Annotated in this window: 17 protein-coding genes; 7 read left to right on the forward strand and 10 right to left on the reverse strand. The window is 43.5% G+C overall.

Annotated features, from left to right (window positions below):
- Window positions 1-6 precede the first annotated feature (6 nt).
- Window positions 7-636, forward strand: a complete 630-nt coding sequence (locus ACSLP7_RS01225) for a WbqC family protein (protein WP_435577620.1) — start codon at window positions 7-9, stop codon at window positions 634-636.
- Here ACSLP7_RS01225 and ACSLP7_RS01230 read toward each other — a convergent pair whose 3' ends face one another.
- From ACSLP7_RS01230 to ACSLP7_RS01260, 7 genes are all read right to left on the reverse strand, one after another.
- Window positions 637-1,647, reverse strand: coding sequence for an endonuclease/exonuclease/phosphatase family protein (locus ACSLP7_RS01230; protein ID WP_435577621.1), 1,011 nt, complete (start codon window positions 1,645-1,647; stop codon window positions 637-639). It abuts the gene before it with no gap.
- Between the two features lie 22 nt (window positions 1,648-1,669).
- Window positions 1,670-2,548, reverse strand: coding sequence for a rhomboid family intramembrane serine protease (locus ACSLP7_RS01235; protein ID WP_435577622.1), 879 nt, complete (start codon window positions 2,546-2,548; stop codon window positions 1,670-1,672).
- Window positions 2,549-2,550: 2 nt separating this feature from the next.
- Window positions 2,551-3,252 carry a rhomboid family intramembrane serine protease gene (locus ACSLP7_RS01240; protein WP_435577623.1) on the reverse strand — a complete coding sequence of 234 codons (702 nt, stop codon included), beginning with the start codon at window positions 3,250-3,252 and terminating at the stop codon, window positions 2,551-2,553.
- On the reverse strand, window positions 3,253-5,085 hold the full coding sequence (gene mutL / locus ACSLP7_RS01245) for a DNA mismatch repair endonuclease MutL (RefSeq protein WP_435577624.1): 1,833 nt from the start codon (window positions 5,083-5,085) through the stop codon (window positions 3,253-3,255).
- Window positions 5,086-5,373: a riboflavin synthase subunit beta gene (locus ACSLP7_RS01250; protein WP_291186005.1), complete on the reverse strand. Its 288-nt coding sequence runs from the start codon at window positions 5,371-5,373 to the stop codon at window positions 5,086-5,088.
- A 95-nt stretch (window positions 5,374-5,468) separates the two neighbouring features.
- Window positions 5,469-5,966: a 6,7-dimethyl-8-ribityllumazine synthase gene (gene ribH / locus ACSLP7_RS01255; RefSeq protein ID WP_435577625.1), complete on the reverse strand. Its 498-nt coding sequence runs from the start codon at window positions 5,964-5,966 to the stop codon at window positions 5,469-5,471.
- 2 nt (window positions 5,967-5,968) lie between these two features.
- Complete coding sequence (locus ACSLP7_RS01260) at window positions 5,969-6,733, reverse strand: tetratricopeptide repeat protein (protein ID WP_435577626.1); 765 nt, start codon at window positions 6,731-6,733, stop codon at window positions 5,969-5,971.
- Window positions 6,734-6,884: 151 nt separating this feature from the next.
- Here ACSLP7_RS01260 and recF point away from each other — a divergent pair, with 151 nt between their 5' ends.
- The 3 genes from recF to ACSLP7_RS01275 are packed head-to-tail and all read left to right on the forward strand — an operon-like array spanning window position 6,885 to window position 8,675.
- On the forward strand, window positions 6,885-7,964 hold the full coding sequence (recF, locus tag ACSLP7_RS01265; RefSeq protein WP_435577627.1) for a DNA replication/repair protein RecF: 1,080 nt from the start codon (window positions 6,885-6,887) through the stop codon (window positions 7,962-7,964).
- Entirely contained in the window at window positions 7,961-8,386 is a 426-nt protein-coding gene (locus ACSLP7_RS01270; RefSeq protein ID WP_435577628.1) for a lipocalin family protein, read from the forward strand. Before recF ends, ACSLP7_RS01270 begins: the two co-directional genes overlap by 4 nt.
- On the forward strand, window positions 8,379-8,675 hold the full coding sequence (locus ACSLP7_RS01275; protein WP_435577629.1) for a DUF721 domain-containing protein: 297 nt from the start codon (window positions 8,379-8,381) through the stop codon (window positions 8,673-8,675). The genes ACSLP7_RS01270 and ACSLP7_RS01275 overlap by 8 nt, the downstream gene beginning before the upstream one ends.
- Window positions 8,676-8,687: 12 nt before the next feature.
- On the opposite strand, the gene ACSLP7_RS01280 is transcribed toward ACSLP7_RS01275, so the two are convergent.
- Both ACSLP7_RS01280 and ACSLP7_RS01285 read right to left on the reverse strand, forming a co-directional pair.
- Window positions 8,688-9,107, reverse strand: a complete 420-nt coding sequence (locus ACSLP7_RS01280) for a nucleoside-diphosphate kinase (protein WP_272833138.1) — start codon at window positions 9,105-9,107, stop codon at window positions 8,688-8,690.
- Between the two features lie 107 nt (window positions 9,108-9,214).
- Window positions 9,215-10,261: an alkaline phosphatase D family protein gene (locus ACSLP7_RS01285; protein WP_435577630.1), complete on the reverse strand. Its 1,047-nt coding sequence runs from the start codon at window positions 10,259-10,261 to the stop codon at window positions 9,215-9,217.
- 91 nt (window positions 10,262-10,352) lie between these two features.
- On the opposite strand from ACSLP7_RS01285, the gene ACSLP7_RS01290 reads away from it, so the two are divergent.
- Genes ACSLP7_RS01290 through ACSLP7_RS01300 form a run of 3 tightly spaced genes read left to right on the forward strand, consistent with a single transcriptional unit; the run spans window position 10,353 to window position 13,042 of the window.
- Window positions 10,353-11,375: a DHH family phosphoesterase gene (locus ACSLP7_RS01290; protein ID WP_435577631.1), complete on the forward strand. Its 1,023-nt coding sequence runs from the start codon at window positions 10,353-10,355 to the stop codon at window positions 11,373-11,375.
- Window positions 11,368-11,925: a gliding motility-associated peptidyl-prolyl isomerase GldI gene (gene gldI, locus ACSLP7_RS01295; RefSeq protein WP_435577632.1), complete on the forward strand. Its 558-nt coding sequence runs from the start codon at window positions 11,368-11,370 to the stop codon at window positions 11,923-11,925. The genes ACSLP7_RS01290 and gldI overlap by 8 nt, the downstream gene beginning before the upstream one ends.
- A 10-nt stretch (window positions 11,926-11,935) precedes the next feature.
- Entirely contained in the window at window positions 11,936-13,042 is a 1,107-nt protein-coding gene (locus ACSLP7_RS01300; RefSeq protein ID WP_435577633.1) for a peptidylprolyl isomerase, read from the forward strand.
- A 46-nt stretch (window positions 13,043-13,088) separates the two neighbouring features.
- Here ACSLP7_RS01300 and ACSLP7_RS01305 read toward each other — a convergent pair whose 3' ends face one another.
- Complete coding sequence (locus ACSLP7_RS01305) at window positions 13,089-14,546, reverse strand: aminoacyl-histidine dipeptidase (protein WP_435577634.1); 1,458 nt, start codon at window positions 14,544-14,546, stop codon at window positions 13,089-13,091.
- Window positions 14,547-14,627 lie beyond the last annotated feature (81 nt).

The raw sequence follows: 14,627 nt of genomic DNA on the forward strand, positions 1-14,627 counted from the left end.
TTAATCATGCCGAGCGTCACGTCTTTAATACATCCAGCTTACTTTGGCAATATTGCACTTTGGAGTGTGATCGTTAAGGCTGAAAAACTGATGATAGAGCGTTGCGATAATTATCAGAAGCAGACCTATCGCAATCGATTATACATTGCGCACAGCAACGGCAAGCTAGGGCTGAACATTCCTGTAAAGCACAGCAAAGACGGTCAGCGTCAAAAGACAGCTACTGTAACTATAGAAAACAACTTTCATTGGCAGCGCGATCATTGGCGCAGCCTGGAAGCTGGATACCGCAGCTCTCCCTTCTTTGAGTTCTATGAAGACGAACTAGAACCATTCTTTCAAGAGAAAAAAGAAACGCTTTTTGACAACAACATAAAAAGCATGGAGCTCATTGCGGAACTGTTGGGTATCCCTCTGGAGTATACGTATACAGAGCAATACGATGTAGAAATTACAGAGTCAATCAAAGATTATCGACATTTGATACGCTCTAAAAAGGTTCCTGAAATTGCCACGCCACATTACCACCAGGTCCATGAAGTAGAACACGGATATTTGAACAATTTAAGCGTTTTGGATTTACTCTTTAACTTAGGACCGGAGAGCATATCGTATTTGGAAAAGCTGGAACTTTAATTACTCCCAACCAATCGTTCCTAAAACAGGGCGGTGATCTCCAAATGGCCTTCCCAAGGTCTCAAAAGAGTCTATGCTCAGACTTTGGTCGGCAAAGATATAATCGATCCGTATGGGGTAAAAATCAAAGGTAAAAGTACTGCCAAGGCCCGAGCCTTTTTGCGCATATGCGTCTTGATATTCCAAGGCAAAACGACGGTAGACATAACTAAAGGCAGTATTGTTCAAATCTCCTCCCATAATAACGGGATAACCCGATTGACCACTATGTTCTAAAACAGCTGCCGCCTGCTCCTGTTGTAGTTTAAAGGCTTGGCTTATACGACGGCGAATCAAATTTCCTTGCTGATCTTGCAAGTCTGAAACATTGGGAGCGATCTTAAAGGATTGCAAGTGCACGTTATAGACGCGCAAGGTGTCTTGTTGAGCTACGATATCTGCATAAAGGGTATTGTTTCCAGTTTTATTAAAATCAAAAGCTCCCTTTGCAATTATGGGATGCTTGGAAAAAATGGCATGCCCGAGATTTCTGTTCTTTTTAAAGTGAATGTATTTATGCGGAAAAGCATTAAAGGCGCTTTCATGTTCTTTATAGTACTCTTGAATCAGCAGTACATCTGGGGCGTGATCTTTGATTAAGGCCTGCATTTTGGCGTTTACCTTTGGGTCTGGATTCTCACGATAGGCCTCAAAGAGTTCCACATTGAAGGACATTACTTTGAGTTGTTTAGCGGATGGTTGTGTGGATTCTGAACCCCATTTCCAAAATGCATTGAAGTGCACATAAGCGATCAGCAACAAGACCGCAGAAACCCAAATACGCTTCTTCAATCGGAACAACCAATAAATCACAAAGGCCAAATTAATAGCCAATAAAGGCGATACCAAGAGCGAGAGCGCACTCAGCAGCGGAAAGCTGTCTGGGGCTATATATGGGGTAATGAAGGACAGTGTCAACAAGATTGCTGCCACAACATTAAGCGCGTAAAGGATTTTATCGATCAGTTTCAATGATCGCGGATTTATTGTTTGTTTATTCCCGGTACTTGAACAAGAAATCTTTTTCTGCCTTGCTCAAGCTCTCATAACCACTCTTGCCGATCTTATCCAAAATGGCATCGATCTTCTTTTGCTGCTCATCTTTACTACTCGCAGAGGACGTAGCACTACTGCGCACCGTACCCTTGGGGTTGCGATGCACTTTTTTAAACGGACGTTTTTTGCGCGGCGTAAAATAACTCACCAACGCATCCATAAAACGTTCAAAACCAGCACCGATATTATTGCCTTTGGCCAATTGTTTGGCATAGGTATAACCAAAGATGGCACCACCCATATGGGCCATTAAGCCTCCAGCATTATCTGAAGCAGGCATAGCAATAAGGTCCTTCAAAACAAAGAAGGCAGCAATTTGCCAAAGCTTTATGTTAAACATAAAAACGCGCATTTCTGCGTTTGGCGTATATGTGGCTATAAAAACCATCACCGCAAAAACTGCGGCAGAAGCCCCTTGAAGATTTCCAACGGTGAAATCATCAAAGGCAGGGAATAAATTAAATGCTAAGACTGTCAAAACGCCTCCGGCTACTCCACCTAATAAATAAAGGGTCAAGAGGGTGCGTTCTTTAAACAGATTCAGGACTATGTTTCCAAACCAATAGAGGATCAGCATATTGAAGAAGATGTGCCAAAACCCACTGTGTAGAAAGGCATAAGAAAAGAAGGTCCAAGGTTTGTAAAGGAAATCCCAAGTTTGCAAGGGCAGTGCAAACCACGATTTCATATCGGTCTCATTGATTCTAAGAATAAAGGATCCCAAATAGAAAACAAAGAACACGATCACATTGATCACAATGAGTTTGATCAATATGCTGGACATTCTGTATTTCTGAAGCAGATCGCTTTGTGCCATAATTATTGGGGATTAAACATGGATTTTCGCCAACTCCAAGCCATGATAAAGCCAAACAAGGCCCCTCCTACGTGCGCCCAATGCGCAATTCCAGGCAAGTTGTCGGTTAGATTCAACACGGTGTATCCTATCAGAATAAGCGGAACAAAATATTTAGCCTTGATGGGGACGGGTAAAAAGATCATCATCAACTGCGCGTTAGGGTAGTAAACGGCAAAGGCAGTCATAATACCGTAAACCGCTCCAGAAGCTCCTACGGCGGGCACAAAATATCCTTCAAAGTTGATGTTGGGATAATCCACAAAGACCTGCCCATTAGCGATCGCCTGATCAATTAAATCTCTGGTAATACCCACTTGGGTTAGAAAATTGATATCCAATTGCAGATCAATATAATTAGCAAGCGTATGGATCAAAGCCGCACCCAATCCGGCAGAAAAGTAAAAGAACAAAAAACGTTTTGTTCCCCACTGGCGCTCTAAAGGCGTTCCAAACATCCACAAACCGAGCATATTAAAAGCAATATGGGAAACACTTCCGTGCATAAACATATGCGTGACTGGTTGCCAGAATTTAAACGAAGGGTTCTCATAGAAATACAAAGAGAATAGCTGATACATGGTATCAGGCATACTCATAGTACCCACAAAAACGATCACGTTAATGATCAAAAGAACCTTTACTGTTTCAGAGATAGAATACACTTAGAATTTGTTATCGATTTCTGTGTTTGTTACTATTTTAAAAGTCGGTTTACCAAAAGGACTCACTCCAGACTCCTTACAGGCAAACAACTGGTTGATCAGATGTTGTTGTTCATCTTGGCTCATTTTAGATCCGGAACGAACGCTCAGACTCTTAGCCATACTCTTGGCCAAGGCATCATTGGTGCTAAAGCTCAACTCCGGAACATCAGCACTGAGATCTGCCAAAAGATTCTCAATGACCTCCCCTACTTGCTCCGCTTCAACAGAAGTAGGTATAGCCGTTAAGGAGAGTTGCTCCTCAAAGTTCATTTCAAATCCCAAATGGGTCATCCCGTCACTTACCTCTTGCAGCAAAGCGCGTTGCTTGGTATCTAACTCTAAAGTTAGTGGAAATAACAAAGCTTGACTATTAGCAGCTTCGGATCCCATCCGTCTTAAGAAATCCTCATATAAAACCCGCTGATGCGCGCGTCTCTGATGCACCAACAGCAAGCCACCTGTTGTTGGACTGGCTAAATATTTTCCAAACAATTGCAAACTCGGCAATTGCGACTGCTGCTCTTCAGACTCAAAGAAACTTCCGCTTACTTCACGACTTTCTAAAGTGATCTCTTCAAGATCAGTCTTATTATCTGCAGCATCTACCTGCGTATACAAGGCTTCCCAACTGGGTTGGTGTTGTTGTAGTCGCTGATAGTTGCTTCGGCTTGCAGAAGACTTTTCTTTAAAAGGATTGAAGGTCGGGTCTACAGCAATATTGGGCATCTTGGGTGTCGCCTGATTCATATCATAAGGCGTATCCAAGGCTTCATCTCTGTTAAAATCAAGAACTGGCGCCACATTGAACTGTCCCAAACTGTGCTTTACAGAAGCCTGTAGCATGGCGTAAATGGTGTGATCGTCATCAAACTTGATCTCCGTTTTTGTCGGATGGATGTTGATATCGATACTGTCCGTAGGAACCTTGAGAAACAAGAAGTATCCCGGTACCGTCTTATCGCGCAATAGACCCTCAAAGGCAGCAGTAACTGCATGATGCAAATAGGACGATTTTATAAAACGATCGTTAACAAAGAAAAACTGATCTCCTCTAGATTTTTTTGAAAACTCAGGTTTGATCACAAATCCGCTTACGGAAACCACATCTGTTTCTTCAGATACGGGAACCAAACGCTCCTTGGTCTTAGCTCCAAAAATTCCAGTGATACGCTGTTTTAAGTTCGATTTGGGCAAAGAAAACAAGAGCGAATCGTTAGAATGCAAGCTGAAAGCGAGCTCCGGATGCGCCAAAGCCACACGATGAAATTCATCAATGATGTGACGCAATTCTACTGGATTGCTCTTTAAGAAATTCCGACGCGCTGGAATATTGAAAAACAAATTCTTTACAGAAAGCACTGTCCCCACTGGAGTTACGCATTCAGCGACTTCAGTGATCTCGCTGCCCGCAATCTTCACCTCTGTACCTACTTCATCTTTAGCAGTGCGGGTTTTCAGGCTCACTTGAGCCACCGCAGCAATGGACGCCAAAGCTTCCCCTCGGAATCCTTTGGTGTGCAACTTAAAAAGATCTTCAGCTTGATGGATTTTAGAGGTGGCGTGACGCTCAAAGCAGGCCTGGGCGTCTTCAGCAGACATCCCCGATCCATTGTCAATAAGTTGAATGAGTGTTTTCCCCGAATCCTTGATCACCAATTGCAAGTCTGTCGCACCTGCATCCACAGCATTTTCCAACAGTTCTTTAACTACAGAAGCTGGGCGTTGAACCACTTCTCCTGCGGCGATCTGGTTGGCCACATGTTCGGGTAAGCGCGTTATTGTACCTGCCATTTATCGGGAACTCGTAAAGATGGATAGATCAAAATCAATCATAAACAGGAATAACAGTATCAAAACCGCGATGATAATAATCACGCGTCTATTCACATCTTGACTCGGGTTGCCTTTGTAATCTGCCCAAGCGTGCTTGAACTTATTCTTAAGACCACGAGCCGGCGTAGATGCCGTACGATACTCCTCAAAACGATTGCCCATCTCAAAAGGACGCTTGCCCCCGTTATTGTAATATCGGGGTTCGTAATCGTACCGTTTGTTTTTGCGTGTTTTGAATATTCCCATTGTACTCTACCAAATTTACTAAAATAGCCGCGTTTGTTAAAGTGGCTTTTCTCCTTTAACAAAACAAAAACAATGCCAGAGCAAATTGGGTGTATTTAGAACTTGCTGTCCTTGCGTAATTGCGCCATTTCAATGGCTGCGATAGCCGCCTCAGTTCCTTTGTTGCCGTGCTTTCCGCCGGATCTATCAATGGCTTGCTGCATGGTGTTGTCAGTCAACACACAAAAGATGACAGGAATACCACCCGCTGCATTGAGTTGAGCAATTCCATTGGTCACGCCTTGGCAAACAAAATCAAAGTGTTTGGTCTCACCTTGAATCACACTGCCGATCACGATCACCGCATCTAGCATATCGTAAGATTCACGCATGCGTTGGGCTCCGTAGATCAGCTCATAGCTTCCAGGTACGTTCCAACGAACAATATTGTCATTGATTGCTCCGCAGTCTTTCAGGGCATCAAAAGCACCTTGAAACAAGCCTTCTGTGATCTCATGGTTCCATTTGGAAACCACAAGCCCAAACTTGAAATCCTTAGCGTTAGGTACTTCGGATTTATTGTAGGCCGATAGGTTATTGCCTGCGGTTGCCATAATTATTGCATCGCTTCTGCCTGTCCTAGGAAGATCTGAGCTTCTTGAACAAATGGCGAGTCTGGATAGTTCTCTTTGATCTGTGCTAGCAACTGCGCTGCTTCACTGTAGTTTCCAGTTTCAATAGCGCTTTTTCCAGCTTTCAAAAGATATTTCGGCGTCGTGTAGTCGTTTGTATTGAGGTTGGCTGCCTGCTTGTAATAATTTAAAGCATCACCAAATTCTCCAAGAGCAGCAAAGGCATCACCAATTCCTCCTTTTGCCTGAGGCGCAAGGATCTCATCGGTAGCGTTAAAAGCATCTAAACTCTCAATGGCTTTCTTGTACTCGCCTGTTTGCAAATAAGCAACTCCTGCGTAATAACGTGCAATATTCCCGGCATCAGTACCTCCGTACTTGGAGATGATCTCTTCTAAACCGTATTGTCCGTTACCTCCTTTAAGAGCAAGATTGAACAAAGAATCGTTCTCAGTAGCAGTCATGGCTTGCTCCCAATAGTTCTGGGCTTGGAACATCTCGTTCATCGCCTTGGCTTCCTTAGGCTCTTGCACATAAGTTTGGTAAGCTAAGTATCCTAAAATACCCAATGCTATAAGACCAATGACTCCAAAGATGTACTTCTGGTTCTCTGCAACCCACTTCTCGGCTTTGTTAGCTCCTTCGTCCAGGGTGTTAAACACCTCTGCCGTTGCGCTATCTTCTTCGATCTTGGTTTGCTGTTCTACCTTTGTTTTAGGTCTTCCTCCGCGTTTTTTATACGTTGCCATACTGCTGATTTATTGCGGGGCAAAAATATAATTTTTATTAGAATTTGAAAGACAATTTATTCGTTAATTTTCAATAATTTGCAGGCTGTTTCGCACTGCGGAATTTAATGACCGCAACACGGCATACCCGTCTCGACAAGCGCGCCAGCACATGATTTTAACCGACTTATCCTTAGTTAATTACAAAAATTTTGAGAGCCAAAGTTTTAGTTTTGACCACAAGATCAATTGCTTTGTGGGCAATAACGGGGTGGGTAAAACCACGGTTTTAGATGCTGTTTATCACCTGGCGTACGGCAAGAGCTATTTCAATCCTATCAGCAGTCAAAACATTCGTCATGGAGAAGATTTCTTTGTGATCGACGGAAATTTCACCCATCAAGAGCAACCGCAACGCATCTTGATCAGCAATAAAAAAGGGCAGAAAAAGATCATTAAACGCAACGGCAAAGCCTATGAACGCTTCTCGGATCATATTGGCCTCATTCCAGTGGTGATCATCTCTCCAGCAGATCGTGACTTGATCACAGAAGGCAGTGATGTGCGTAGAAAATTTATGGATGGCGTACTGTCTTTGAATGATCCTGCCTACTTGCAAAACCTTTTGGATTACAACAAGGTCTTGTCACAACGCAACTCTTTGCTCAAGTACTTTGCACTCAACAACACGTATAACGGAGACACCTTGGCTGTATACAACGAACAGTTGGATCAGTTGGGAACTCCAATTCACGAGAAACGAAAAGAGTTCATTGCCCAATTCACTCCGATCTTTAACAGACGTTATACAGAGATCAGCGGAGGTCACGAAGCGGTAAGCTTGCACTATAAAAGCCAATTGGAAGACACACCTCTTTTAGAGCTCTTTACCCAAAACATCAATAAAGACAAGACCTTACAGTATACCAGTCATGGAATTCACAAAGACGACCTCAACTTTGAAATTGACGCTCATCCTATCAAAAAGTTTGGATCTCAAGGCCAGCAGAAATCATTTTTGATTGCCTTGAAGTTGGCGCAGTTTGACTTTGTAAAAGACAAGGCCAATCAAAATCCGATTCTCTTATTGGATGATATTTTTGATAAATTGGACGAATCTCGGGTCGCTCAACTTTTACAGCTCGTCAAAGAAGATAACTTTGGACAGATCTTTATCAGTGACACCCATGCCGATCGGACAGAAGCCGTAATTAGTAGCATCCACCAATCCTATAAAATGATCTCCTTATGAAACAGCTCCTCGGACTCCTACTGAGTTTTTCACTTTGGTCTTGCAATTCTGGTTTTAACGGAGATTTTTCAGAGCTTCAAGGATATTGGCAAATTGAATCTGTAAGCACCAACGGTCAAGTGGTCAAAGCTTATCAAACCAATTTGGTGGTGGATTATTTTGAATTGCCCAACGAAAAGAGCGGTGTTCGTAAAAAGCTCGCGCCGAAATTAGATGGTACTTTTGCTAAGACCAACAATAGTGAAGTTTTTAGACTGATTGAAGAGGCTGGAGATTATTTCATAGAATTCACGACACCCTATGACAGCTGGCGTGAAAAAGTAATCAGTTTGAGTGAAACCGAACTCATTTTAGAGGACCAAGAAGGTACGCAGTACCAATACAAGCCTTATGAGGCTGTAAATATTTTAGGTGATGAATAAGCGCAGTAGAGAACATATCAGCTTGGGTGATGCACTCAAAGAGTTCTTTGGACAAGGGAAGCTCAAACGGGGCATGGATCAACTGAACGTGCGCGATACTTGGAACAAAATGATGGGGCAAGCCATAGCCGGGTATACAGAGGATATCCGTTTGGAATCCGGTACACTCTATGTTAGGCTTACCTCTTCTGTCCTTCGTGAAGAGCTCAGTTATGGCAAACAAAAAATCATTTCCATGCTCAATGAAGAATTGGGCACAGAAATGATTAAGAAATTAGTTTTGCGCTAAGCGCGGTGCGGTTTAGAACTGCTCTCTTCCAGCAAAGTGGAAATTCCCTTCAATAGCAGCGTTCTCATCACTGTCACTTCCGTGAACAGCGTTCTCACCGATTGAAGCAGCATACAACTTACGGATAGTTCCTTCTGCAGCCTCTTCTGGGTTTGTAGCACCGATTAGGGTTCTAAAGTCAGCAACAGCGTTCTCTTTTTCCAAGATCGCAGCAACGATAGGACCACGTGTCATATATTCTACCAATTCTCCAAAGAACGGACGCTCTTTGTGGATGGCGTAGAAAGCCTTGGCATCATCGGTAGTCATTTGCGTAAGCTTCATAGCTACGATTCTAAAACCAGCGGCTGTAATTTTTTCTAAGATCGCTCCGATATGTCCTTTTTCAACGGAGTCGGGCTTCAACATTGTAAATGTTCTGTCTGTTCTCATGTCAGGTGTAAAAAATTTGTGCAAAAGTAGCCCTTTTCAAGCAGACTGCAAGCGCTTAACGATTCTTTAACCGCAAAATAAACTGGATTCTTAAGTATTTATTCAGCCTAATATGCTTGAACAAATTGTTCAATTAGCACGTCGTCTTTCCCTCTGATCTCAAAAACCACGGTCTTAGAGGCCTGGTGGACTTTGATCAGGCCAAAATTCAGATCCTTGGTTCCCTCGCCCCATCGGTACTCATTCGGCTCTAAAGGCGAACCGGGGAAGGTATGAGTAAGTCCACTAGCTGTAAAGTCTAGTAAAGGATATCCCAGACCAGCCTGCTCATCTTTTGACATCTCTGCATGGTGTCGGTCTCCAGAGAGTAAAATGATGTTTTTTGATTGCGCTGCTTTTAAAACCTCATACATCTTGTTGCGCTCCGCCGGAAAGTTACCCCACTTCTCCCAACCGTGATCCGCATTGTTCAAGAATTGGATACTGCTAACAATGAAAGTAAAATCGTGTGTGGTGTCCTTCAATTGATTTTCCAACCAAACCCATTGTAGAGGCCCTAAGAACCAACCGTCATGATCTTCTGTCCAAGGCGTGTAGCGCTTGTTGGGATCTTCACTTTTTAACAGCGGATCACGATAGTAGCGCGTATCCAACAGAATGAACTTGACCGATCCTTGTTCCGTTTGGTGAACATAAGAATGAAACACTCCAGGCTGATCGCGCAAACTATCTCCCTTTGGCAACTCCATAAAATCCCAAAAAAGTTCACTAGCCACGATCTTCATCGGGTATTGGGCTCCAGCATCGTTCTCACCATAATCGTGATCATCCCAAGTTCCAATGACTTTGGTTTGCGTTCTTAGTTTGGTGTAATCTGGTTGGTTAAATTGCTTGTCGTAATCAGCACGCATCTTAGAGCTGTCACGCGTATCGCTATAAATATTATCCCCGCCCCAGATAAAGAGTTCTGGCTTATGCCCTAAAATAGGATTCCACAAAGGTTGTTCTCGCTCCTGATCATTACAACTGGCAAAAACAAAGGTCAGTGTATCATTTACAGCAGTAGTTTCTTGTTCAACTTCGGATTTGGATTGCGAGTTTTTACAGGCTGAAATACAAAGAACTAGCGCTAAGGAGAGATATAATTTATACATGCTGATGGTTGGATTTATTTGGCATAAAGTTAACCATTATTGGTTGTAATGGCAGGTGGTCTCTCGTTATTAAATTGTATCTTCGCTGGCGATGAATACTGCCGAAATTTCAGAATTAAAAAGCCTGCTGAGCAGTCCGATCCGTATCGTTGTGATTGGACATAAAAATCCCGACGGAGACGCCATTGGATCTACCTTAGGACTGAGTGCCTATCTCGAAAAACTCGGACACAATGTTCGCGTTATGGTTCCTAATGATTATCCCAAATTCCTAAAATGGATGCCGGGAAATGACAAGATCCTCAGGTTTGAAAGTCACTCAGACAATTGTGGTACACTGCTAAAAAAGGCAAATTTGGTATTCACCCTAGACTTCAATGCCTTACACCGCCTAGGTCCTGAGATGGAGGCTGTCCTGCAAAAGTTGGTTTGCCCATTTGCCATGATTGATCACCATCAGCAACCCGATACCTATGCAAAATTCACCTACAGTGATGCGAGCATGGGATCAACTTCTGAAATGGTCTACCACTTTATGGAAAAGATGGGCCACTTGAACTATTTGGACGCAGACATCGCCACCAATCTTTATGTGGGAATCATGACCGATTCAGGATCGTTTAGGTTCCCGGCAACTACGAGCACTACGCATAAAGTTGTTGCAGACCTCATTGATCACGGTGCAGAGAATTCTCAGATCCATCGCAACGTCTATGACAACAACAGTGAAAACCGCATGCAGCTACTCGGCACGGCGCTGAGTAACCTCAAAGTGATGCAGGAGCACCGCGCGGCATACATCAGCCTAAATCAAGCGGAATTGGACGCCTGTAATTATAAGAAAGGAGATACTGAGGGATTTGTAAATTACGCCCTTTCCATAGAGAATATTGTTCTGGCAGCTATCTTCATTGAAAGCGAAAAAGACGGGATCATAAAAATCTCCTTGCGTTCCAAGGGAGATTTCTCGGTGAATGAGATGGCCCGAACTCACTTTGACGGTGGCGGCCATATCAACGCTGCAGGTGGAAGATCTACTCGTAATATGGAAGAAACCATAAAGTATTTTATTAGTATCTTGCCCACCTATCAAAATGCCCTGCTTAATGCCTAAGCTCCTACTTACACTTTTCTGCTTATTGCTCGTAGTTTCTTGTGCTCAACCAGAAGCTCGTCAGCCAGTGAGTCAGAGTTCTGGAAGTTTTGTGAACGCATCTGTGAGTCGCAATCAGAAATTAGTGGCACAGCAGGAGGAAGCTATCAAAGCGGTGATAGCCAAAGATACCTCGACAACTTACACGGCATCAGAAAACGGTTTTTGGTACAGCAGAACAAAGACCGACTCCACGGCCACTTACTTGCCTCAGTTTGGAGACCGCTTGATTTTTGATTATCAAGTAGAAGATATTTACGGGAACGTGATCTACCCGAAAGCACAGATCAGTCCACGCAGCTATGTGATGGATCAGCAAGAGTTGATCACTGGATTGCGCCAAGCATTAAAGTTGATGCATGCCGGTGAATCTATGACCTTACTCTTACCCTCATATACGGCTTATGGCTATTATGGGGACGATAATAAAATAGGCATCAATTACCCATTGAAGGTCCAAGTTGACCTCAAGTCAATTGAACCCCAATCCAAAAATGAATCCAATAATTAAGAAGATAGAAATGAAGAGAATCACTTTATTACTTGTATTTGCAGGCCTGTTTGCAGCGTCTTGTCAAAATCCAAAATACCCAGACTTGGCAGACGGTGTATACGCTGAGTTTGTAACAACCCAAGGTACTTTTGTAGCCAAGTTGTTTCACGACCAAGCTCCAGTTACGGTTGCCAACTTTGTAACCCTAGCGAGCGGAAAAAGCGAAATGGTTGATTCAACCTACAGCGGGAAGCCTTACTACAACGGACTGATCTTTCACCGTGTGATCAAAGATTTTATGATCCAAGGTGGATGTCCGTTAGGCAATGGAATGGGAAGTCCTGGTTACGCATTCCCAGACGAGTTTGTACAAGGACTTGTTCACAGCAAAAAAGGAATGTTATCTATGGCCAACAGCGGTCCTAACACAAACGGAAGTCAGTTCTTTATCACTCTTAAAGAAACGCCGCACTTAGATTACAAGCATGCCGTTTTTGGAGAGATCGTGATTGGACAAGATGTAGTTGATGCCATTGGATCTGTAGAGACTTCCAAGCCTGGAGACAAGCCAATGGAAGACGTAGTGATGCAAGAAGTAAACATTATTACTAAGGGAGATATTACTGTTCCAACATTAAAGACTGCACTTACCAACAAAGCAGACGAGGCAGCAGCTCGCGCCGCAGAGATCAAGGCCGTAGCTGAAGAATTCAAAGCTAAGAATGATGGTATCCTTGCCGATGCTGAAGAAATGGACTCTGGATTGCGTCGCGCCTACGTTACGCGTGGTGAAGGTGCTGAGCCTACTGAAGGACAAATTATCCTTTTAGAATATGAAGGATACTACACAGACGGAATGTTGTTCGATACTTCCAACCCTGATTTGGCTGAGAAATTTGACGTGATGAACTTAGCGCGCAAGGAAGCTGGCCGTTACGGACCGCTTGAAATTCCTTTCTCTGCAGATGCCCGTATGATCCCTGGTTTCAAAGAAGCCATGTTGAGCATGCGCGTTGGTGACGAGATTATGGTTTACTTGCCTTCTCACTTAGGATATGGAGAGCAAGGATCTAGAGCTATTCCACCAAACACAGACTTAGTATTTAGAATGAAGATGACTGGAATCAAACAGTAAGCTTCAAAGCAATACAAAAAAAAGCCCCGAGTGATCGGGGCTTTTTTTATGCGTTTTCGGGAATCCGTTTTAAGGTTTCAATCACATAGCTCCAGTATTTTTGTACTGAAGATATACTGGCGCGTTCATCTGGGGAATGCGCCCCTTTGATCGTCGGTCCAAAAGAGATCATATCCATCCCCGGGTAGTTCTGCCCCAGAATTCCACACTCCAATCCAGCATGGCAAGCAGCAACATGCGGTTGCTCATTAAACAATTCGTTATAAAGACCTTCCATAACCTTTAAAATAGGACTGTCCATATTTGGTGCCCAGCCTGGATAGTCTCCAGAAAGCCCCACTTCTAAACCGGCATTTTCAAAAGTAGCACGTAAAGCGTTTGACAAATCAGCTTTTGAGGATTCTACAGAAGAACGGGTCAAACAACCAATATGGATACTGCCATCAGCCACCAAGACACGTGCAATATTGTTAGAGGTCTCAACCAAGTCAGCTATGGCAGGACTCATGCGGTAAACACCGTTATGAGCTGCATATAAAGCATTGAGCAGCACTTTTTGAGTATGCGCGTCTAGGGTATTTGCAGGCTGCTCCGCAGTTTTTAATTCAATAGACAATGCAGGCTCCAAAGATTTGAACTCGGTTAAGATGGCTTGTTTTTCAGCTTCAAAAGAGGCCATAACTTGCTGTTTTGAATCCGAAGCAATTGCTAAATGCGATGTACTCTCTCTGGGAATAGCATTGCGCAAGGATCCACCGTCGATCTTCGCAATTCGAATCGAATCTCCCATGGCGTAAAGCAAACGATTCATAAGTTTGTTGGCATTGCCCAATCCTTTGTGAATATCCATCCCGCTGTGACCTCCTTGAAGCCCCTTTACATGAAGCCTGTATCCATCAAATCCATTGTCCAAAGCCGTTGGCGTATAGGTCCCGCTTGCGGTAATATCAACACCTCCGGCACAACCTACACCGATCTCATCATCCTCTTCAGTATCTAAATTCAAAAGGATCTTACCTTGTAACAATCCACCTTCAAGCCCCATGGCTCCCGTCATTCCTGTTTCTTCATCAATGGTGAACAGCCCTTCAATTGCGGGATGCGCAATTGAATCCGAAGCCAATACGGCCATGATCGTGGCTACGCCCAAACCGTTGTCTGCGCCCAAAGTGGTCCCACGGGCACGCACCCAATCTCCATCTACATACATTTCAATGCCCTGAGTGGCAAAATCAAAGTCTGTATCGTTGTTCTTTTGATGCACCATATCTAAATGCGATTGCATCACCACAGGAGTTCGGTTTTCCATACCTGCGGTAGCGGGTTTTCTGATGATGACATTACCCACAGCATCTTCATAGGTCTCTAAGCCTAAAGCTTCTCCGAAGGATTTCATGAAAGCTATCACCTGCTCTTCTTTTTTGGAAGCGCGTGGAACAGCGTTGAGATCTGCAAAATGCTTCCAGATCACTTGGGGTTCTAATTGACGTACGGTATCGTTCATGAATTAAATTTTTAACAAATTTAGCGGATTAGCAGGCGTTCAAAAAATTAAAAAACAAAGAATTGTTCGTAAGTTTGAACA

Origin of the sequence: Gilvibacter sp. (assembly GCF_965601605.1) — a bacterium.
GTDB lineage: Bacteria > Bacteroidota > Bacteroidia > Flavobacteriales > Flavobacteriaceae > Gilvibacter.

Bases quoted from the DNA above. Each gene is read 5' to 3' on its own strand.
- recF (WP_435577627.1), top strand. From the start codon at position 6,885: ATGATTTTAACCGACTTATCCTTAGTTAATTACAAAAATTTTGAGAGC.
- ACSLP7_RS01260 (WP_435577626.1), bottom strand. From the start codon at position 6,733: ATGGCAACGTATAAAAAACGCGGAGGAAGACCTAAAACAAAGGTAGAA.
- ACSLP7_RS01285 (WP_435577630.1), bottom strand. From the start codon at position 10,261: ATGTATAAATTATATCTCTCCTTAGCGCTAGTTCTTTGTATTTCAGCC.
- gldI (WP_435577632.1), top strand. From the start codon at position 11,368: ATGCCTAAGCTCCTACTTACACTTTTCTGCTTATTGCTCGTAGTTTCT.
- ACSLP7_RS01275 (WP_435577629.1), top strand. From the start codon at position 8,379: ATGAATAAGCGCAGTAGAGAACATATCAGCTTGGGTGATGCACTCAAA.
- ACSLP7_RS01235 (WP_435577622.1), bottom strand. From the start codon at position 2,548: ATGGCACAAAGCGATCTGCTTCAGAAATACAGAATGTCCAGCATATTG.
- ACSLP7_RS01225 (WP_435577620.1), top strand. From the start codon at position 7: ATGCCGAGCGTCACGTCTTTAATACATCCAGCTTACTTTGGCAATATT.
- mutL (WP_435577624.1), bottom strand. From the start codon at position 5,085: ATGGCAGGTACAATAACGCGCTTACCCGAACATGTGGCCAACCAGATC.
- ACSLP7_RS01270 (WP_435577628.1), top strand. From the start codon at position 7,961: ATGAAACAGCTCCTCGGACTCCTACTGAGTTTTTCACTTTGGTCTTGC.
- ribH (WP_435577625.1), bottom strand. From the start codon at position 5,966: ATGGCAACCGCAGGCAATAACCTATCGGCCTACAATAAATCCGAAGTA.
- ACSLP7_RS01250 (WP_291186005.1), bottom strand. From the start codon at position 5,373: ATGGGAATATTCAAAACACGCAAAAACAAACGGTACGATTACGAACCC.
- ACSLP7_RS01300 (WP_435577633.1), top strand. From the start codon at position 11,936: ATGAAGAGAATCACTTTATTACTTGTATTTGCAGGCCTGTTTGCAGCG.
- ACSLP7_RS01280 (WP_272833138.1), bottom strand. From the start codon at position 9,107: ATGAGAACAGACAGAACATTTACAATGTTGAAGCCCGACTCCGTTGAA.
- ACSLP7_RS01305 (WP_435577634.1), bottom strand. From the start codon at position 14,546: ATGAACGATACCGTACGTCAATTAGAACCCCAAGTGATCTGGAAGCAT.
- ACSLP7_RS01290 (WP_435577631.1), top strand. From the start codon at position 10,353: ATGAATACTGCCGAAATTTCAGAATTAAAAAGCCTGCTGAGCAGTCCG.